The following is a 19,159-nucleotide window of genomic DNA, read 5'->3' on the forward strand; positions in this document are numbered from 1 at the left end:
GGGCAAGTGAACGAGAACTACGCCGTCCCCGCCGTCGCGCTGGTCGTCCTGGCGACCGTCTTCGTCGGCGCCTTCGGCCTGCGCATCTCCCGCACCACCTCCGACTTCTACGTCGCCTCCCGCACCGTCGGCCCCCGCCTCAACGCCGCCGCCATCAGCGGCGAGTACCTCTCCGCCGCCTCCTTCCTCGGCATCGCGGGCCTCGTCCTCGTCCAGGGCCCCGACATGCTCTGGTACCCGGTCGGCTACACCGCCGGATATCTCGTCCTGCTCCTCTTCGTCGCCGCCCCGCTGCGCCGCTCCGGCGCCTACACGCTCCCCGACTTCGCCGAGGCCAGGCTCGCCTCCTCGGCGGTACGACGGCTGGCCGGAGCCTTCGTGGTCGGGGTCGGCTGGCTCTATCTGCTGCCCCAGCTCCAGGGCGCCGGACTGACGCTGACCGTGCTCACCGACGCGCCCGACTGGCTGGGCGGGGTGATCGTGGCGGTCGTGGTGGTGGCCATCGTCGCCGCGGGCGGTATGCGCAGCATCACCTTCGTGCAGGCCTTCCAGTACTGGCTGAAACTCACGGCCCTGCTGGTGCCCGCCCTGTTCCTGGTGCTCGCCTGGCAGAGCGACGGCGCCCCGGACCACGCCTTCGACGAACCCGCCGCCTTCCGCGAGCAGCGCTCGGTCCGCGTCGACGACAGCCTCGACCTGCGCCTGGAGCGCCCGCTGACCGTCACGGTGAGCGGCACCGTCGACGGCCGCCCCCACGAGGACCAGCGGCTCGAACTCCCCGTCGGCACCCATCGCATCGAGGCCGGCACCCGGTTGACGTTCGCCGAGGGCGCCGCCGTCCCCGAGGCCGAACGCAACGGCGACGGCGGCCTGTCGCCCTCCCAGGCCGAGAGCCGCGGCGAACGTCCGCTGTACGCCACGTACGGACTGATTCTCGCCACCTTCCTCGGCACCATGGGCCTGCCGCATGTCGTCGTCCGCTTCTACACCAGCCCGCACGGCGTCGCCGCCCGCCGCACCACCGTCGCCGTCCTCGGACTGATCGGCGCCTTCTACCTGCTGCCCCCGGTCTACGGCGCCCTCGGCCGCCTGTACGCACCCGAACTCACCCTCACCGGCGACGCCGACGCCGCCGTGCTGCTGCTGCCCGAGCGGATGATCGGCGGGCTGGGCGGCGATCTGCTGGGCGCGCTGGTGGCCGGGGGCGCCTTCGCCGCGTTCCTGTCGACCGCCTCCGGGCTGACCATGGCGGTCGCGGGCGTCCTCACCCAGGACGTCCTCCCCTCGCGCGGCGTACGGCACTTCAGGCTCGGCACGCTCCTCGCGATGGCCGTACCGCTCGCGGCCAGCGCCCTGGTCGGCGGGCTGCCGGTGGCCGATGCCGTGGGGCTCGCCTTCGCCGTGTCCGCGTCCTCCTTCTGCCCGCTGCTCGTGCTCGGCATCTGGTGGCGCAGGCTCACCCCGCAGGGCGCGGCGGCCGGAATGCTGGTGGGCGGCGGCTCCGCGCTGCTCGCCGTCGCCGCGACGATGGCCGGTTTCCCCGGCACCGGCGCTCTGCACGCCCTGCTGGCCTGGCCGGCGCTCTGGTCGGTGCCGCTGGGCTTCCTCACGATGATCCTGGTGTCCCTGGCCACCCCGAGCAGGGTCCCGGCCGGGACGGCGGCGATCCTGGCCCGGTTCCATCTGCCGGAGGAACTGGCGGAGGTGAAGGCATGAGTGGGTTCATCGCCGGACTGTGCGTGGCCATCCTTCCCCTGCTGGCCGCGGGCTTCTGGCTGGGCCGGCGTACCGCACGTCCCGAGAGCCAGGGCGGCCTCGGTACCCCTGTCGAGCACGCCACCTTCGAGACCCTGCACACCGCCTCCCTCGCCGCGCCCCCGCTGCGGGCGGGACTGACGGAGGAGACGGCCCGGAAGTCGGCCCGCCGACTGCGCTTGCTGCTCGGCACGGACGCCCTGTGTCTGACCGACCAGAAACAGGTGCTGGCCTGGGACGGCGTCGGTGGTCACCATCGGGCCGAGATCATGCAGCGGCTGGCGGGACCGCTGGAGTCGGGCCGCGGCGAGGCCTTCCCGCTGACCTGCGACACCCCCGACTGCCCCTTGCGCTGGGCGGTCGTCGCCCCCCTCACCGTCGACGACCGCGTCCACGGCACCCTCGTCGCCTGCGCGCCCCGCGAGTCCGCGGTCCTGGTCCGCGCGGCCGGAGAGGTCGCCCGCTGGGTCTCCGTCCAGTTGGAGCTCGCGGACCTGGACCAGTCCCGGACCCGGCTGATCGAGGCCGAGATCAAGGCACTCCGGGCCCAGATATCCCCGCACTTCATCTTCAACTCACTCGCGGTGATCGCCAGTTTCGTCCGCACCGACCCCGAGCGCGCCCGCGAACTGCTCCTGGAGTTCGCCGACTTCACCCGCTACTCGTTCCGCAGGCACGGCGACTTCACCACCCTCGCCGACGAACTCCACGCCATCGACCACTACTTGGCGCTGGTGCGGGCACGCTTCGGCGACCGCCTCTCCGTCACCCTCCAGATCGCCCCCGAGGTACTGCCGGTCGCCCTGCCCTTCCTCTGCCTCCAGCCGCTCGTCGAGAACGCCGTCAAACACGGCCTGGAGGGCAGGACCGACAAGTGCCGGATCAGCATCACCGCGCAGGACGCGGGGGCGGAGGCGCTCGTCGTCATCGAGGACGACGGTGTGGGCATGGACCCCGTCCTGCTGCGCCGCATCCTCGCCGGGGAGGTCAGCCCGTCCGGAGGGATCGGCCTTTCCAACGTCGACGACCGGCTCCGTCAGGTCTACGGAGACGACTACGGCCTCGTCATCGAGACCGCCATGGGTGCGGGGATGAAGGTCACCGCCCGGCTGCCGAAGTACCAGCCGGGCGTGCACTCCGCGGGCCGGCTGACCGGCGCCTGAGCGTCACGTCGGGCGGGTGACCACCATGCCCAGGGTGATCAGCCCGAGCACGACCCAGCCGAACCACAGCCAGCCGTTGCTGCCGAGCGCCACCGTGTAGGCCGTCACCACGACGAGTCCGCCGACGGTGAGCACCCCCATCGTCCGCGTAGAACCGTCCGTAGAACCGGGCATCGCAACACCCTCCTCATGGTCCGTCCCCCTCCATGGTGCCCCCGTTCTGCTTCCGGACGGTGCACACGACGAAATGTGTGCCCGATTTCCAGCGCCCCTGGCGGGTCCACGACCCGGCCGTATGGACGGAGGGGTCGAATCCGTAGTCGCGCGGCGGCACCTCACCGGCACAGGCCGGATCGGACTCGGCACGCGCCTCGGTGAGCGTGACATCTTCGTCCAGACGGGTGAACCCGAGCACCTGCTCGTCGTGCGGGCCCGCGCAGGACACCAGGCGCGCCTCCCGATTCGAACGTACGTCCAGGCAGTCCCGACGCTGCATGGTCGCCGTGTCCGCGAAGGCGGAACCGGCCTTGCGGTGCCCGCCGAGCGGCCCGTACACCGGCCCGTGCGCGCCCAGCACCAGACAGGCGGGCCGCCGCCCGGCCGCCGCGAATCCCGCGTCGGTCGGGACCACGGCGAAGGCCCGCGCCGGCGATGACCCGGCCCACTCCCGACGCCGATGATCCCGTCATCACCGCTCCCCCCGGGCGGTTCCCCCGACGCGATGCATGCTACTGAACGGAAAAGCCGCTCAGGCCGCTCAGTTGCCCCGTGCGTCCAGTGAGGCCAAATAGGCGTTGTAGGCCTCCAGTTCCTTGTCGCCGTCGCGGTCGGCGGCCCGGTCCTGACGCTTCGCCTGCCGTTGCTCCGAGCCGTACCACTGGAACAGCAGCGCGATCAGTACCAGCACGGACGGGATTTCGCTGAACGCCCAGGCGATACCGCCGGCGGCGTTCTGGTCGGAGAGCGCGTCGATGCCGAGCGAGGCGGGCGGGTTCTGGAAGGTCTTGACCATCGGGGACGACGCCATCATCAGCGCGATCCCGAAGAACGCGTGGAACGGCATGCCCGCGAACAGCTCCAGCATCCGCATCAGATAGCCGGGCCGGTTCGGCCCCGGGTCCACGCCGATGATCGGCCAGAAGAAGACCACGCCCACGGCGAGGAAGTGCACCATCATGCCGGTGTGCCCCACCTTGGAGCCCATCAGGAAGTCGAAGAGCGGAGTGAAGTACAGCGCGTAAAGGCTCGCGATGAACAGCGGAATGGTGAAGGCCGGGTGCGTGACGATCCGCATGTAGCGGCTGTGCAGCAGCGCCAGCAGCAGTTCGCGCGGCCCCTTGCGGCCCTTGCCCGCGACCGGCAGCGCGCGCAGCGCCAGGGTGACCGGGGCGCCGAGCAGGATGAGGATCGGCGACAGCATGCTGATCACCATGTGCTGCACCATGTGCACACTGAACATGACCATGCCGTAGTCGTTCAGCCGGGTGCACATCACCAGCGCGATGGTCAGCACTCCGACGACGTACGACACCGTACGGGCCACCGGCCAGGAGTCCCCGCGCCGCCGCAGCCGCACCACACCCCAGCCGTACAGGCCGAGCCCGAGCAGACAGGCGACGAGGAAGAACGGATCCGGTGACCATTGGAGCCCCCGCCCCAGCGTGAACGGCGGCAGATCCATCATCATGCCGTGCCCGCTGTGATCCATCAGGCGGCTCCTGTTTCGTGGGGGTTGTGCAAGTCTGTCCGGCCCTCACATTAGAACGGCCCCCGGTCACGCTCGTGACCGGGGGCGGATTGTTCTCGGCTGGACTACCGGCTGGGCTAGAGGACGCACTCCGCCTCGGCGTACCGGTCCTCCGGCACCGTCTTCAGCGTCTCCACGGCCTCGGCCAGCGACACCATCACGATGTCGGTGCCGCGCAGCGCGGTCATCATCCCGAACTCGCCGCGGTGCACGGCCTCCACGGCGTGCCATCCGAACCGGGTCGCGAGGACACGGTCGTACGCGGTGGGCGTACCGCCGCGCTGCACATGCCCGAGGATCACCGGCCGGGCCTCCTTGCCGAGCCGGTGCTCCAGCTCGATGGAGAGCTGCCGGGCGATACCGGCGAAGCGCTCGTGCCCGTAGATGTCCTTGCCGCCCTCGTCGAACTCCATGGAGCCCGGCGCGGGCTTGGCGCCCTCCGCCGCGACGACGATCGCGAACCGCTTGCCCGCCTCGAACCGCTCGCCGACCTTGCGGGCCAACTCCTCGATGTCGAAGGGCCGTTCCGGAACGACGACGGCGTGCGCGCCGGCCGCCATGCCGGAGTGCAGGGCGATCCAGCCGGTGTGGCGGCCCATGACCTCCACGACCAGCACCCGCTGATGCGACTCGGCGGTCGTCTTCAGCCGGTCCAGCGCCTCGGTCGCGACACCGACCGCGGTGTCGAAACCGAAGGTGACGTCGGTGACGGCGATGTCGTTGTCGATGGTCTTCGGCACGCCCACGATGGGCAGACCGCTGTCCGACAGCAGCCGGGCCGCCTTCAGCGTCCCCTCACCGCCGATCGGGATGATCGCGTCGAGCCCGAGCTCCTCCACATGGCCCTTGGCCCGCTCCACGCCGTCCCGCAGATGCGAGGGCTGGACCCGGGAGGAACCGAGGATGGTGCCGCCGCGGGCGAGGATGCCGCCCACCGCGTCCAGGTCGAGCTTGAGGTAGTCGCACTCCAGAAGGCCTTTCCAGCCGTCCCGGAAACCGATGACCTCGTCGCCGTGGTCGACGACGGCACGGTGCACGACGGACCGGATGACGGCGTTCAGGCCGGGGCAGTCGCCGCCGGACGTGAGGACACCAATGCGCATAGCCCGAAATACCTTCTCAACGTGGGCCGGGGACCGGACCACGCTGTCCGGCTTGATCCCGGCCACCCTACCGGCGTGAGGGGGTGGCACCGTACCGGGCGTCCGCCTGCTGGACGCGCCCGCACATGTGAGCGGACGAGCCGTCAGGCGGGCCCGATGAGCACGGTGGCAGCACGCGCTGGAAGGCGGCTTCAGTACCTCTGGAGCGCGCGCGTCACGCGGGCTGCTGCGCCGCCGCGATCCGCTCGTTGCGCAGCGCCTCGTACCAGCGGTCGTCGGTCGGCGGCAGCGCGTTGACGTCCAGCGCCAGCTTCAGCAGCAGGTCGGCGATGAGCGGGTTGCGGGCGAGCACGGGGCCGTGCATGTACGTACCGAAGACCGTGTCGTTGTACGCGCCCTCCGTGCCGTCGCCCGTGCCGTTGCCGTTGCCGAGGCGGACCTGGGCGAGGGGGCGGGCGGTGGGGCCGAGGTGGGTGACGCCCTGGTGGTTCTCGAAGCCGGTCAGCGGGGGCAGACCGAGCCGCGGGTCGATGTCGCCGAGCACGTCACCGACGCACCGCTCGCCCTCGCCGCGCACGGACACCACGTCCAGCAGACCGAGCCCTGGCTCGCGCTGGCCGAGGTCGTTGATGAACTCGTGGCCGAGGATCTGGTAGCCGGCGCACACCGAGAAGACGATCGCGCCGTTGCCCACGGCCCGGTGCAGACCGCCGTCCCGGCGCAGCCGCTCGGCCGCGAGCCGCTGCGGACGGTCCTCGCCGCCGCCGATCAGGTAGATGTCTCCGGAGGTCGGGATCGGCTGGTCGCTGCGCACGTCGAGCCGGGCCACGTCCAGGCCGCGCTGCCGGGCCCGCCGCTCCACGACGAGGACGTTGCCCTGGTCGCCGTAGGTGCTGAGCAGGTCCGGGTAGATCCAGACGACCCGCAGTTGGTTGTCGCTCACTTAAGTCCCCTGAAGTCTCGTGCTCAGTTGCCGACCCGGCGGCGCAGGTCCTGGAACGCGGTGTAGTTGGCGATGACCTCGATCCGCCCCGGCGGGCACAGCTGCACGGCCTGGTCGAGGTTCTCGCAGACCTGGAAGTGCTGGTTCGCCACTTCCAGACGCACCGCGAGGTCCAGCTTGCGGTCACCGATGACACAGATCGGGTGCCCGGTCAGACGCGTGTAGTCGACGTCCCACAGCCAGGAGGTGTCGGTGCCGTCGGCGCCGCGCGCGTTGACCGAGAGGATCACCGGGGTGGGCGGCGGGTCGATCAGGGAGAACGTTTCGAGCCAGCCGGCCGGGTTCTTCGCGAGCAGCAGGCGCAGATCGCGTCCCTGGAACTGGACGACGTCGTACCGTCCGGCGACGGCCTGCACCTGGTACATGCGCTCCAGGGCCACCTGCGGCGGCACCCCGAACACGGCGGCGACGGCGGCCGAGGAGGCGGCGTTGGCCTTGTTGGCGCGGCCCGGCAGCTGAAGGTGAATGGGCCAGGCGGAGCCGTGCGGATCGAGGACGTGGTCCCCCGAGAGCGCCCAGCTCGGCGTCGGCCGCCGGAACCCGCACTCACCGCAGAACCAGTCGTCGCCCGGCCGCTGCATCACGCCGCCGCAGGACGGGCAGGACCAGGCGTCGTCCTTCCACATCTGCCCGGCGGCGACCCAGATCACATTGGGGGAGGAGGACGCGGCCCACACCACCAGCGGGTCGTCGGCGTTGGCGACGATCACGGCCTTCGACCCCGCGAGACCCTCACGCCAGTTCTCGGCGAGCATCCGGGTCTCGGCGGCGCGGTCGAGCTGGTCGCGGGAGAGGTTCAGCAGGGCGATGCACTTGGGGTCGGTGTCCCGGGCGACGCCGGCGAGGTACTTCTCGTCGACCTCGATGACGCCGTAGCGGGCCTCCGAGCCACCGGCCAGCGCGGAGGTGATGCCGGCGGGCATGTTGGCGCCGAGCGCGTTGGAGACGACCGGGCCCGCGGCGCGCAGCGCCTCCGCGATGAGCCGGGTGGTCGTGGTCTTGCCATTGGTCGCCGACACCAGGACCACGTCCAGGTTCTGCGCGAGCCGTGCGAGGAGGTCGGGGTCGAGCTTGAGCGCCACCCGGCCACCGATCACCGAACCGCTGCCGCGCCCAGCGGCGCGCGAAGCCGCCGCGACCGCCTTGCCCGCGGTAACGGCGATCTTGGCCCGCGGAGTGAGCGGGTCCGAGTTGCCTGCCATCAGTCCTCGATCCTCCCAACGTCGTAGGTGGTCAGCCTATCGAGATCCATTCGCACTCCCGAATCGGCCGTACTCTTGCGCCCATGCGACACGGCTCGATTCCGGGCGCCCATGGGCGTGTCCGGCCCCTCACCCTGCTCGGCGACCCGGCCCTGCACACCCCCGCCAAGGAGGTCACCGACTTCGGTCCCGAACTGGCGAGGCTCGTCGACGACATGTTCGCGACGATGTACGCGGCGCAGGGCGTGGGCCTCGCGGCGAGCCAAGTCGGCGAGCCCTTGCGGGTGTTCGTCTACGACTGCCCTGATGACGAGGACGTACGGCATCTGGGCCATGTGGTGAACCCGCGGCTGGTGGAGGCCGACGGGGTGGTGATCCGGGGTCCCGAGGGCTGTCTGTCCCTGCCGGGTCTTGAGGCGGGGACGGAGCGTTACGACCACGCCGTGGTCGAGGGGTTCACGGTGACGGGCGAACCGGTGACGGTGCACGGTACGGGTTTCTTCGCGAGGTGTTTGCAGCATGAGTGCGACCACGTGGAGGGGAAGGTGTACGCGGACCGTGTGACGGGGTGGCGGCACAGGAGGCTGATGCGCCAGGTGTCGCGAGCCTCCTGGAGCGGCTGACTCAGAAACCAGGGCCGCCCATCTTGTCGCCGGCCGCCGCAAGGCGGCCCCACAACAGATCCGCCAGGCTCCGCACCAACTCGGGCCGGGAACAAGGCCGTTCGCCGAGCCACCAGTCCCCGGCCGCGTGCATCATCCCGACGATCCCGTGGCCCCACACGCGGGCCAACTGCTGACTCCCCGGCCCGAGATCCAGCCGCTCCTCGATGACCTGCGCCAACTCCTCGCCCATCCGCCGCAGCAGCGGAGCCGAGTGCTTGCCGACGTCGAAGCCCTGGTCCGCGGTCTGCCCGCCCTCGGCCGGATGCATCAGGAACCGGTAGACCTGAGGCCGTGCCTCGATCGCGGCCAAGTAGGTGTCCAGCGTGGCCTCCACCCGCTCCCGCCTCTCCGCCGGCGCGTCCAGCGCGGCCCGCAGGGAGTCCAGCAACGCGTCGGTGTGCCGCTTGGCCAAAGCCGCGTAAAGTCCTCCCTTGTCACCGAAGTGCCGGTAGAGGATCGGCTTGGTGATGCCGGCCTCCGCCGCGATGGCGTTCATCGAGGCCTGCGGGCCGTCGCGCAGCACCACCCGGTCGGCGGCCTCCAGCAGCTCGCGCCGACGGCGGTCCGCGGACCGCTGCTGCTCGGTCCGCTGTGTGGTGTCCATGTGCTCTCCCCACCCGTGCTGTTTCGGTGACGCCTGCGCAAACTAACACTCAACACGCTGCTGACATCGAACGGGCTGCCGACCGGTCATCAGGAGTTGACTTTTCCTACCCGCGGGTAACAGACTGCGGTTACCGCAAGTAACATGCACGTGCGCTGCCGCTGGAGGGGACATGGCCGAGTTCACCATGGAGCTCAACGACGAACAGAAGGAGGTCCGGGACTGGCTGCACGGTTTCGCCGCCGATGTGATCCGCCCCGCGGCTGCCGAATGGGACGAGCGTGAGGAGACTCCCTGGCCGGTCATCCAGGAGGCCGCGAAGGTCGGCATCTACTCCCTCGACTTCTACGCCCAGCAGTACTTCGACCCCACCGGCCTCGGTATCCCGATGGCCATGGAGGAGCTGTTCTGGGGCGACGCGGGCATCGCCCTGTCCATCGTCGGCACCGGCCTCGCCGCCGTCGGCGTCCTCGCCAACGGCACCGAGGAGCAGATCGGCACCTGGATCCCCCAGATGTACGGCGACGCCAACGATGTCAAGGTCGCCGCGTTCTGCTCCTCCGAGCCCGACGCCGGTTCCGACGTCGCCTCCATGCGCACGCGTGCCGTGTACGACGAGGCCAGGGACGAGTGGGTGATCAACGGCACGAAGACCTGGGCGACCAACGGCGGCATCGCCAACGTCCATGTCGTCGTCGCGGTCGTCGACCCCGAGCTCGGCTCCAAGGGCCACGCGTCCTTCATCGTCCCGCCGAACACGCCGGGTCTGTCCCAGGGCCAGAAGTTCAAGAAGCACGGCATTCGCGCCTCGCACACCGCCGAGGTCGTCCTGGAGAACGTCCGCGTCCCCGGCTCCTGCCTGCTCGGCGGCAAGGAGAAGCTCGACGAGCGCCTTGCCCGGGCCCGGGAGCGGGCCAAGAGCGGCGGCGAGCGGTTGAAGAACGCGGCGATGGCCACGTTCGAGGCGTCGCGCCCGGCCGTCGGTGCGATGGCGGTGGGCACCGCCCGGGCCGCGTACGAGGTGGCCCTGGACTACGCGATCACCCGTGAGCAGTTCGGCCGTCCGATCATCGACAACCAGGGCGTCGCCTTCCAGCTCGCCGACATGCGTACCTCCATCGACGCGGCGCGGCTGCTGGTGTGGCGGGCGTCCTGGATGGCCGTCAACGGCAAGCCGTTCACCGCGGCCGAAGGCTCGATGTCGAAGCTGTTCGCGAGCGAGACGGCCAAGAAGGTCACGGGCCAGGCGATCCAGATCCTGGGCGGCAACGGCTACACCCGGGAGTACCCGGTGGAGCGGATGCACCGGGACGCGGCGATTTACACGATCTTCGAGGGCACCAGCGAGATCCAGCGCTTGGTGATTGCTCGGACGCTCTCGGGGACGGCCATCCGCTAGGTTTCGCTGCTGCTGCTGCTGCTGCTGCTGCTGCTGCTGCTGCTGCTGCTGCTGCTGGTGCGTGGGGGCTGGTCGCGTCCACGCGGCGGAGCCGCACATCGAAACAGCCCCGCGCCCCTGGGTGGGTCACCGATGCCGGAGTGGCGTGAGCTGTTGGATGTCGTACCGGCTCCGCAGTTCCTCGATCGCCGCGTGATCCGGCGGGCCCCCGTTGCCCAGGATCTCCAGCAGCTCCTCGAAATAGCGCTCGTGGTCCGGCGGCGGGCTCGCCTGGAAGAACATCTTCGCGGGCTCGTCCGTCGGGTTCGCGAAGGCGTGCGGGCAGCCGGGCGGTACGACGATCACCGTGCCCGGTGTCGCGCGTACCACCCGGTTTCCCGAACCGGACTCCCAGCGCTGCCAGTTGTCGGGGGTCCGGATTCTCGGCTCGAAGGCGAGCACGTCCAGCTCGCCTTCGAGTACGTAGAACAACTCCTCGCTGCGGGTGTGCACATGGGCGCCCACGTCGAAGCCGGGGGGCACGATCACCTCGAACGTGGACGCCATGCGGGAGTGCGAGCCGGTGACCTTGAAGGTCACATGCTGGGCCGGGGTCTGGACGACCCGGCCGTGACCCGGCGGCACCAGCAGCCCTTCCGTCGCCGTCATCGGCCGCTCACCACGTCACGGGCAGGGCCTCGGGCCCGCGGATCAACGCGCCCTTCTTGAACGGCACCTTCTCCGGCGGCACGGCCAGCTTCAGCCCCGGCAGCCGGTCCAGCAGCGCGTCGACCAGGAGCTGCGACTCCATGCGCGCCAGCATGCCGCCGGGGCAGTAGTGCGGACCGAAGCCGAAGGACACATGCGGGTTCGGCGAGCGCGAGAAGTCGATCGTCTCGGGGAACGGGAAGACGTCCGGGTCACGGTTTGCGGCCAGGTAGGACACATAGATCGCGTCTCCGGCGCGGATCCGTACGCCCTGGATGCCCACGTCCTCCGTGGCGATCCTCGACAGGCCCACCGCGTTGCGGTGCGGGATGTAGCGCAGCAGCTCGTCGATGGCCTGGGGCCGGATCTCCGGCTCGGTGCGCAGACGTTCGGCGAGGTCGGGGCGGGTCAGCAGGATGTAGAACATCTGCCCGCTGTTGTTGGTGACCGCCTCGCCGCCGATCTGCAGGAGCACCGCGAGCCCCACGGCCTCCTCCAGCGTCACCTCGCCCTTGCCCACGGCGGCGCCGAGCAGGGAGGTGACGTCCTCGGCGGAGCTGTCTTCCCTGAGCCCGATGAGATCGGCGAAGTAGGCACCCATCTCGTTCTTCGCCTTCTCGCTGACGTCCGCGCCGTGCGCGGAGGAAAGGATCAGCTGGGTCCAGGTGTGCATGATGTGGCGGTCCGCGGCCGGCACGCCCATCAGCTCGCAGATCACCGCGATGGGGAAGGGGGAGAGGACCGTCGCGGTGAGGTCGGCGGGGGGCTCGTCATGGAGCAGTTCGTCGACCAGGTCGTCCAGCATCCGTCGGGACATGTCGCGGATGCGCTCCACGCCCTTGGCCGTGAACGCGGCGGCCACCGAGCGGCGCAGCCGGGTGTGGTCGGGCGGGTCGAGGAAGCCGACCGCGCCGCGGGCCGGGATGAAGTGCGGGGCGAGCCGGGTGACCGGCCGGTCCATGACGGCCTCGCGGCTGAACCGGGGGTCGTTGGTCACCATGCGCACGTCGTCGTACCGGGTGACCAGCCAGGCCCAGCCCTCGCCGTTGGGCAGCTGGATCCGGGTGATGGGTCCCTCCCGCATCAGCTCGGTCAGTACCGGGTCGAAGTCGACCCCGGTCAGGTCGAGCGCCGGCCAGTGCCGGATCGGGGGGAGGATCTCGGTGAGCGTTTCTTCGGTCATGCCGCCTCTTCGTTCCTGCGCTGCCAGCGGCCGAGAGCCATCTCGGCGGTGATGCCGGGCCCGAACCCGGCGAGCAGCCCGCGCGCCCGGTCTTGGGCACCGCCCTCGTCGAACAGCCGGCGCAGCGCGTCCAGGACGACGGCGCTGGCGATGTTGCCGTACTCGGTGAGCGTGGCCCGGCTGAACCGGAAGGCGTGCGGGTCGACCTGGAGGAACTTGCTGAGGTCGTCGAGGATCCGGGGGCCTCCGGCGTGGACGATGTAGAAGTCCAGGTCAGCGGCGTCCCAGCCGTGCAGCCCCGCGAGGTCCTGGAGCGCCGGGGCGAGCGGTTCCATGGTGGCCGGCACCCGCTTGTCCAGCAGGAAGTGGAAGCCGGTGGCCCGGACGTCGTACATGATCCACTCTTCGGTCTTGGGGATCAGATACGAGCCGTTGCGCTCCAGCACGATGCCCTCGCCGCCCCGGCCGCGCACCACGGCCGCGGCGATCCCGTCGCCGAACAGGCCGTTGGAGAGCAGGGAGCCGACGCCGATGTCGGTGGGCTGGTAGCACAGCGAGCAGAACTCGCAGGCCACGATGAGCGCGTTGGCCTCGGGATAGGCCGTACAGAAGTCGTGCGCCCGGTTGATCGCCGCGCCGCCTGCCGCACAGCCCAGCTGGGCTATGGGTATCTGGCGGGTGGTGGCGTCGAAGTCCATCTCGTTGATCATCCAGGCCGTGAGCGACGGCATCATGAAGCCCGTGCACGAGACATAGATGATCACGTCGATGTCGCTGGTGAGCAGCTCCGCGTCGTCGAGCGCCCGCTGGACGACGGCGGGGACCCGGGCCTTCGCCTCGGACACATAGATCTTGTTGCGTTCCTCGAAGCCGGGGTGCTTCAGCGTCTCCTCGATGGGCTGCACGATGTGCCGGGTCTTCACACCCGTGTTCTCGATCAGCCGGAGCGCCAGCGGCAGTTGGGGGTGGTCGGCGTGGCGGGAGCGCGCCAGTTCCAGCGTCTCCTCCATCGTGATCACGTGCTCTGGAACGGACACCGAGGGTCTGCACAAAGTCGCCATGAACCGTGCCTGCTTTCGCCTCAGAGGGTGGTCCAGTCCACCTTCACCCGAGGGCGCGGCGATCTCGCGTCGGGCTACTCCAAACGCGCGATGACGGTGAGCGCCCCGACAGGGGCGCGGGGAACTGTGCGAACAGCCACGACGATCCGGCACCCGGCGACGAAGGAGCGACCCCTACGGAGCGCTGCCACTGCTGTGCGCGATACAGGCCACATCGATACGGTCCGCCAGCTTCGCCAGCTCGATGGTCAACGCAGCAACGGTGTCCTCATCGAGATCCTCCCCGGCCTCGACAAGATGCAGCCACCGCCCACCCACGGTTCGCAACAACTTGCTCACATCGGCGGCAGCCACCTGCAAGGTCCCGCGGTCGTCGACGATCAGAGGCAGGGTCACTTCGCGGTTCACAAACGGGATGGTAGCCGCGCAGCGGTCACGCCCCGTGCCAAACCGTCGTGATGTTGCAGAACTCGCGGATTCCGTGCCCGGACAGCTCACGCCCGTACCCGGACCGCTTGGCCCCGCCGAACGGGAACGCCGGATGGGAGGCGGTCATCCCGTTCACATACACGCTGCCGGCCTCCAGGTCCCGTACGAACCGGTCGACCTCGGCCTCGTCGCGCGTCCACACGTTCGAACTCAGCCCGAAGGGTGTGTCGTTGGCGATCAGAACGGCCTCGTCGAGGTCGCCCGCGCGGTACAGCGTGGCGACCGGGCCGAAGGCCTCCTCGCGGTGGATGCGCATCTCGCGGGTGATGTCGGCGAGGACGGTCGGCGGGTAGTACCAGCCGGGCAGTTCGGGCCGGCGCAGCCGGTGGCCGCCGCACAGCACCGTCGCGCCGCTGCGCGTGGCGTCGTCGACCAGTTCTTCCAGATCGGACCGCCCCTGCTCGGTGGAGAGCGGCCCGACCTCGGTGTCCTCCTCCATCGGGTCGCCGACCTTCAGCGCCTTCATGCCGGCCGTGAACCGCTCGGCGAAGGCGTCGTAGACATCGGTGTGCACGATGAACCGCTTGGCGGCGATGCACGACTGCCCGGTGTTCTGCACCCGCGCGGTGACCGCGACCTCGGCGGCCCGGTCGAGGTCGGCGGAGGGCATGACGACGTACGGGTCACTGCCGCCCAGCTCCAGCACCGTCTTCTTCACCATGTCCCCGCAGACCGAGGCGACCGCCCGGCCCGCGGGCTCGCTCCCGGTGAGCGTGGCCGCCTTGACGCGCTCGTCGCGCAGGATCTCCTCGACCGCGCCGGAGCCGATCAGCAGGGTCTGGAACGTGCCCTCCGGGAAGCCCGCCCGGTGGAACAGGTCCTCCAGGTACAGCGCGGTCTGCGGGACGTTGGAGGCGTGCTTGAGCAGACCGACGTTGCCCGCCATCAGCGCGGGCGCGGCGAAGCGGACCACCTGCCACAGCGGGAAGTTCCACGGCATCACCGCGAGCACCGGGCCGAGCGGCCGGTAGCGGACCCGGACCCGGGAGGCGCCGGAGTCCTGAACGTCGGAGTCGTCGGGTTCCTCGTCGGTGAGGAGTGCCTCGGCGTGTCCGGCGTACCAGCGCATCGCCTTGGCGCACTTGGCGGCCTCGGCGCGGGCCTGCTTGATCGGCTTGCCCATCTCGGTGGTCATCACCCGGGCGATGTCCCGCTGGTCCTCGTCCAGGAGGTCCGCGGCCCGGTTCAGCAGCCGCGCCCGCTCGGCGAACGTCGTCGTCCGGTATGTGCGGAACGTGGCCTCGGCGAGCTGGAGGCGGCGCTCGGTCTCCTCGGCGCCCATGGCCTCGTACGTCTTGAGTGTCTCGCCGTTCGCCGGGTTCACCGTTGCGATGGGCATGACTGACCTCCCGGGGAGCTGATGTGCTTCGACCTTCCCGCGCGTCGCCGGTGGCCGCAACGCGGCGGTTCAGCCCGAGTGCTCCGCCAGCCGGTCCAGAAACGCGCCCTGCGCCTTGACGATCACCTCCCGCGCCCGGTCCAGCGGGAACCACGCCACCCGGTCGAGCTCGGGGAACGCCTCGGTCAGGCCCGACTTCGGGGGCCACTCCATCAGGAAGGTGCCGGGGGTGACGGTGTCCGGATCGAGGTCGGCCTCGATCGCCCACACGGTGACCAGCTTGCCGTTCGACTGGCGGGCCTCGCCGAGCGGTACGGCGTCACCGTCGGGCGGTGGCAGTCCGAGCTCCTCCTGGAACTCGCGCCGGGCCGCCTCCCAGGCGGTCTCCGACTCCGGTTCGTACTCGCCCTTCGGCACACCCCAGGCCCCCGCGTCGCGCCGCGCGAAGAAGGGGCCGCCCATGTGGCCGAGGAGCACCTCGACGCCCTGTCCTGTCCGGCGGAACAGCAGCAGGCCGGCGCTGTACTTCACGGCCTCACCTCGGGGTGCGCCGCGAGCAGGGTCTCCACGGTGTCCGCCTCCTCGGGGCGCTTGTCCTCCCGGTAGCGGACCACGCGGGCGAACCGCAGGGTGACGCCGGCCGGGTAGCGGGTGGACTTCTGCAGGCCGTCGTAGGCGATCTCGACGACGAGTTCGGGGCGTACGGTGACCACGTAGTCGCTCTCCTCGACCGCCAGCTCCTTCAGGCGCTTCGTCTGCCAGGTGAGCATCGCGTCGGTCATGCCCTTGAAGGTCTTGCCGAGCATGGCGAAGGAGCCGTCGGCGGTGCGGGCGCCGAGGTGGAGGTTGGAGAGCTTGCCGGTGCGCCGGCCGTGGCCCCATTCGGCGGCCAGGACGACCAGGTCGAGGGTGTGCACCGGCTTGACCTTCAGCCAGGACGCGCCGCGCCGGCCCGCGCTGTAGGCGGCGCCGAGGGCCTTCACCACCACGCCCTCATGGCCGCGCTCCAGGGTCTCGGTCAGGAAGTCCTCGGCCTGCCGGACGTCCTCGGGCCCGGCCACCAGGGTGCGCCGGACCCGCATCGGCTCCGGGACGAGCCGGGACAGTTCCGCGTGGCGGTCGGCGAAGGGGAGGTCCAGGAGGTCGCGGTCGTCGACGCAGAGCGCGTCGAAGAAGACGGGGGAGACGGGGACCGCGCGTGCCGCCGTCGCCACGTCCACCCGTGAGCCGACGCGGCCTGCGGTCTCCTGGAAGGAGCGGGGCCGCCCCGCCTCGTCGAAGGCGATGACCTCGCCGTCGAGGACGAACCGGTCGCCCCGCAACTCAAGCGCCGCGGAGGTCAGTTCGGGCAGGCGGTCGGTGATGTCGTCGAGGGTGCGGGTGTAGACCCGCACGGCATCACCGTCCCGGTGGAGCTGGACGCGGATGCCGTCCAGCTTCTCCTCCACCGCGCAGGCGCCGAGCTTCTCGACCGCCTCGGACACCGAGGAGGCGCTGTGCGCCAGCATCGGCAGGACCGGTCGGCCGACGGTGAGCCGGAAGCGGTCGAGCGCGGCGGGACCGTCGGTAAGGAGGGCCTCGGCGACCGTCTGCAGCGAGCCGGCCAGCATCACCGCCCGCCGGACGTCCGCCGCCGGAGCGCCGGTCGCCCCGGCCAGGCCCTCCACGGCCACCGCGTCCAGAGCGCCCTGCCGTACCTCACCGGTGATCAGCCCGAGCAGGAACCGCTGCTCGTCCGCGGTTGCCGCGCCCATCAACTCGCCCACCAGCCGGGCCCGTTCGGCCTGGGCACCGGCCCCCGACACCTTGCCGAGCTCGGTGAGCAGGGCGTCGACCCCGGCCACCGTCAGGGTCGGTTCGACGGCCGGCGGGACCGGCCGGCTCAGCACCTTCCAGCCGACACCGAGCCGGCCCTGCGGCAGCCGACCCGCCAGATACGGGATGACGATCGGCACGTCGTCCGCCTCCGCGTCCCGGAACAGCTCCGCGAGCAGCGCGACCTTCCGGGACCGCGCCGAGGTGGCGGCGACCTCCCGGGACACCTGGGCCAGCCGGGTCAACAGCATGCAGCCCATGGTGCAACGCGCTCCGCTGATATACACGCGGAGGAACGGGACGTCTTCCGTCCGCGGGCCCGGTGTGGCTGGTCGCGCCCGCGCGGCGGAGCCGCATACCGAGGCGGCCCCGCGCCCCTCAGGGGGTCGCATCCAGGTCGGACATCAGCAACTCTCCGTTGATCGTGGCCCCGGCCCGGTACCCGCCCGCCGCCGCGTTGATCACCTGCTCGGCGAAGCCCATCGCGTTCCCGGCCGTCCACACGCCGGGCACCGTCGTCAGCCCCGTCGGATCGACCACCGGATACGCGCCGAACGGGGTCTCGTTCAGCTCCGCGCCCAGCCGCTCAAGCAGCTCCGTCTGCGGAACGGCCCGGGGGGCCACGAACAGCACCTCACGCGCGTGCGAGGAGCCGTCCGCGAGGCGTACGCCCGTCAGCCGGTCGTCCTCGACCAGCACCTCGGCGACCGCGCCGGGCACCACCTCCACCCCGGCCGCGGCCAGCCTGCGCAGGTCGTCGTCCGACAACTCGCTCTCGTCGACCTCGTGCAGGAAGAGCGTCACGTCCTTGGACCACTGGGAGACCATCAGCGCCTGGTGGACACTCATCGGGCTCGTCGCGAGCACCCCGAAGGCCCGGTCGCGCACCTCCCAGCCATGGCAGTACGGGCAGTGCAGCGCGTCCCGTCCGAAACGCCCGGCGAGCCCCGGCACGTCCGGCAGCTCGTCCCTGAGGCCGGTGGCGATGACCAGGCGTCGCGCCCGCACGGTGCGGCCGCTCTCCAGAGTCACCGTGAAGCCCTCGGTGACATCCACCGCCCGGTCCCGGACGAGCTCCACGCCGTAGCGGGTGATCTCCTCGCGCCCGATCGCCAGGAACTCGGCCGGGGACATGCCGTCCCGGGACAGATAGCCCTGCATATGGGCGGAGGGCGCGTTGCGCGGCTCGCCGGCGTCGACGACCAGGGTGCGGCGCCGGGCACGGCCCAGGACCAGAGCCGCGGACAGGCCCGCCGCGCCGCCGCCGATCACGATCACTTCGTATGTCTCGGTCATACCGACACGGTTGCTCCGCAGGCGCGGGTTTGACAAATGTCTTTGCCGAATCTGCAATACGAGCATGAGTACCGAGGAAGTCCTGGCAGGTGTCGGACCGAGGCTGAAGCAGATGCGCAAGGAGCGGGAGGTGACGCTTGCAGCGCTGTCCGAGGCCACCGGGATCTCGGTGAGCACGCTCTCCCGGCTGGAGTCCGGGCTGCGCAAGCCGAGCCTGGAGCTGCTGCTGCCGATCGCGCAGGCCCACCAGGTGGCGCTGGACGAACTGGTCGGCGCCCCCGCGGTCGGCGATCCCCGGGTGCGGGGCGTCAAGCCGATCGAGCGCTACGGCCGTACGCACTGGCCGCTCACCCGCCAGCCCGGCGGTCTGCAGGCTTTCAAGGTGCTGGAACCGCAGCGCAGGCTGGACCCGGAACCGCGCACGCACGAGGGCTACGAGTGGCTGTACGTGCTCTCCGGGAAGCTGCGGCTGGTGCTCGGAGAGCACGACGTGGTGCTGACGGCGGGGGAGGCCGCCGAGTTCGACACCCGGGTGCCGCACTGGTTCGGGTCGGCGGGGGAGGGGCCGGTGGAGTTCCTGAGTCTGTTCGGGCCGCAGGGGGAGCGGATGCACGTGCGGGCGCGGCCGAAGCAGGCCTGACGCCGGCC

General features: G+C 70.7%; 19 protein-coding genes and 1 pseudogene. 5 read left to right on the plus strand and 15 right to left on the minus strand.

Translation table 11 applies throughout. From position 1 onward, the window contains the following. The first annotated feature begins 6 nt into the window (after window positions 1–6). Complete coding sequence (locus RMT89_RS32905) at window positions 7–1,716, plus strand: cation acetate symporter (RefSeq protein ID WP_315887402.1); 1,710 nt, start codon at window positions 7–9, stop codon at window positions 1,714–1,716. Further along, window positions 1,713–2,918 carry a histidine kinase gene (locus tag RMT89_RS32910; protein WP_315887403.1) on the plus strand — a complete coding sequence of 402 codons (1,206 nt, stop codon included), beginning with the start codon at window positions 1,713–1,715 and terminating at the stop codon, window positions 2,916–2,918. Before RMT89_RS32905 ends, RMT89_RS32910 begins: the two co-directional genes overlap by 4 nt. 3 nt (window positions 2,919–2,921) lie before the next feature. Here RMT89_RS32910 and RMT89_RS32915 read toward each other — a convergent pair whose 3' ends face one another. The 6 genes and pseudogenes from RMT89_RS32915 to RMT89_RS32940 form a co-directional block, all read right to left on the minus strand. Next, the gene (locus tag RMT89_RS32915) at window positions 2,922–3,092 is read right to left on the minus strand and encodes a hypothetical protein (protein WP_315887404.1); all 171 of its coding nucleotides are present in this window, start codon (window positions 3,090–3,092) and stop codon (window positions 2,922–2,924) included. A gap of 13 nt (window positions 3,093–3,105) precedes the next feature. Continuing rightward, window positions 3,106–3,561 (minus strand): annotated as a pseudogene (locus tag RMT89_RS32920) (septum formation family protein); the annotation flags it as partial. Between the two features lie 114 nt (window positions 3,562–3,675). Further along, the gene (locus RMT89_RS32925) at window positions 3,676–4,626 is read right to left on the minus strand and encodes a cytochrome c oxidase assembly protein (RefSeq protein ID WP_315887405.1); all 951 of its coding nucleotides are present in this window, start codon (window positions 4,624–4,626) and stop codon (window positions 3,676–3,678) included. A 116-nt stretch (window positions 4,627–4,742) separates the two neighbouring features. Beyond that, window positions 4,743–5,768 (minus strand): 6-phosphofructokinase, encoded by a 1,026-nt coding sequence (locus RMT89_RS32930; RefSeq protein ID WP_315887406.1) that lies wholly within the window; start codon window positions 5,766–5,768, stop codon window positions 4,743–4,745. 214 nt (window positions 5,769–5,982) lie between these two features. Beyond that, window positions 5,983–6,711 (minus strand): glutamine amidotransferase, encoded by a 729-nt coding sequence (locus tag RMT89_RS32935; protein ID WP_315887407.1) that lies wholly within the window; start codon window positions 6,709–6,711, stop codon window positions 5,983–5,985. A 23-nt stretch (window positions 6,712–6,734) separates the two neighbouring features. Next, window positions 6,735–7,973, minus strand: a complete 1,239-nt coding sequence (locus RMT89_RS32940; RefSeq protein WP_315887408.1) for a MurT ligase domain-containing protein — start codon at window positions 7,971–7,973, stop codon at window positions 6,735–6,737. Between the two features lie 83 nt (window positions 7,974–8,056). Between RMT89_RS32940 and def the strand changes: the two genes are divergently transcribed. After that, window positions 8,057–8,596, plus strand: a complete 540-nt coding sequence (gene def / locus RMT89_RS32945; protein ID WP_315887409.1) for a peptide deformylase — start codon at window positions 8,057–8,059, stop codon at window positions 8,594–8,596. A 1-nt stretch (window position 8,597) separates the two neighbouring features. Here the strand turns inward: def and RMT89_RS32950 are convergent, their stop codons facing one another. Continuing rightward, the gene (locus RMT89_RS32950) at window positions 8,598–9,242 is read right to left on the minus strand and encodes a TetR family transcriptional regulator (protein ID WP_315887410.1); all 645 of its coding nucleotides are present in this window, start codon (window positions 9,240–9,242) and stop codon (window positions 8,598–8,600) included. A gap of 172 nt (window positions 9,243–9,414) precedes the next feature. On the opposite strand from RMT89_RS32950, the gene RMT89_RS32955 reads away from it, so the two are divergent. Further along, the gene (locus RMT89_RS32955; protein WP_315887411.1) at window positions 9,415–10,641 is read left to right on the plus strand and encodes an acyl-CoA dehydrogenase family protein; all 1,227 of its coding nucleotides are present in this window, start codon (window positions 9,415–9,417) and stop codon (window positions 10,639–10,641) included. Window positions 10,642–10,767: 126 nt separating this feature from the next. Here the strand turns inward: RMT89_RS32955 and RMT89_RS32960 are convergent, their stop codons facing one another. From RMT89_RS32960 to RMT89_RS32995, 8 genes are all read right to left on the minus strand, one after another. Then, window positions 10,768–11,289 (minus strand): cupin domain-containing protein, encoded by a 522-nt coding sequence (locus RMT89_RS32960; protein ID WP_315887412.1) that lies wholly within the window; start codon window positions 11,287–11,289, stop codon window positions 10,768–10,770. Window positions 11,290–11,296: 7 nt separating this feature from the next. After that, on the minus strand, window positions 11,297–12,511 hold the full coding sequence (locus RMT89_RS32965) for a cytochrome P450 (protein WP_315887413.1): 1,215 nt from the start codon (window positions 12,509–12,511) through the stop codon (window positions 11,297–11,299). Further along, a complete protein-coding gene (locus tag RMT89_RS32970) occupies window positions 12,508–13,596 on the minus strand; it encodes a type III polyketide synthase (RefSeq protein ID WP_315887426.1) in 1,089 nt (362 codons plus the stop codon). The genes RMT89_RS32965 and RMT89_RS32970 overlap by 4 nt, the downstream gene beginning before the upstream one ends. Before the next feature lie 150 nt (window positions 13,597–13,746). Continuing rightward, complete coding sequence (locus RMT89_RS32975; RefSeq protein WP_250074178.1) at window positions 13,747–13,980, minus strand: DUF6213 family protein; 234 nt, start codon at window positions 13,978–13,980, stop codon at window positions 13,747–13,749. Between the two features lie 25 nt (window positions 13,981–14,005). Next, window positions 14,006–15,400 carry an NADP-dependent succinic semialdehyde dehydrogenase gene (locus RMT89_RS32980; protein ID WP_315887414.1) on the minus strand — a complete coding sequence of 465 codons (1,395 nt, stop codon included), beginning with the start codon at window positions 15,398–15,400 and terminating at the stop codon, window positions 14,006–14,008. Between the two features lie 69 nt (window positions 15,401–15,469). Continuing rightward, window positions 15,470–15,931, minus strand: coding sequence for an NUDIX domain-containing protein (locus RMT89_RS32985; RefSeq protein ID WP_315887415.1), 462 nt, complete (start codon window positions 15,929–15,931; stop codon window positions 15,470–15,472). Beyond that, a complete protein-coding gene (locus RMT89_RS32990; RefSeq protein ID WP_315887416.1) occupies window positions 15,928–17,466 on the minus strand; it encodes an ATP-dependent DNA ligase in 1,539 nt (512 codons plus the stop codon). Before RMT89_RS32990 ends, RMT89_RS32985 begins: the two co-directional genes overlap by 4 nt. A 127-nt stretch (window positions 17,467–17,593) precedes the next feature. After that, window positions 17,594–18,511 carry an NAD(P)/FAD-dependent oxidoreductase gene (locus RMT89_RS32995; protein ID WP_315887417.1) on the minus strand — a complete coding sequence of 306 codons (918 nt, stop codon included), beginning with the start codon at window positions 18,509–18,511 and terminating at the stop codon, window positions 17,594–17,596. Between the two features lie 64 nt (window positions 18,512–18,575). Between RMT89_RS32995 and RMT89_RS33000 the strand changes: the two genes are divergently transcribed. Continuing rightward, window positions 18,576–19,151: an XRE family transcriptional regulator gene (locus RMT89_RS33000; RefSeq protein WP_315887418.1), complete on the plus strand. Its 576-nt coding sequence runs from the start codon at window positions 18,576–18,578 to the stop codon at window positions 19,149–19,151. Window positions 19,152–19,159 lie beyond the last annotated feature (8 nt).

Source organism: Streptomyces sp. P17 (assembly GCF_032436805.1).
Taxonomy (GTDB): domain Bacteria; phylum Actinomycetota; class Actinomycetes; order Streptomycetales; family Streptomycetaceae; genus Streptomyces.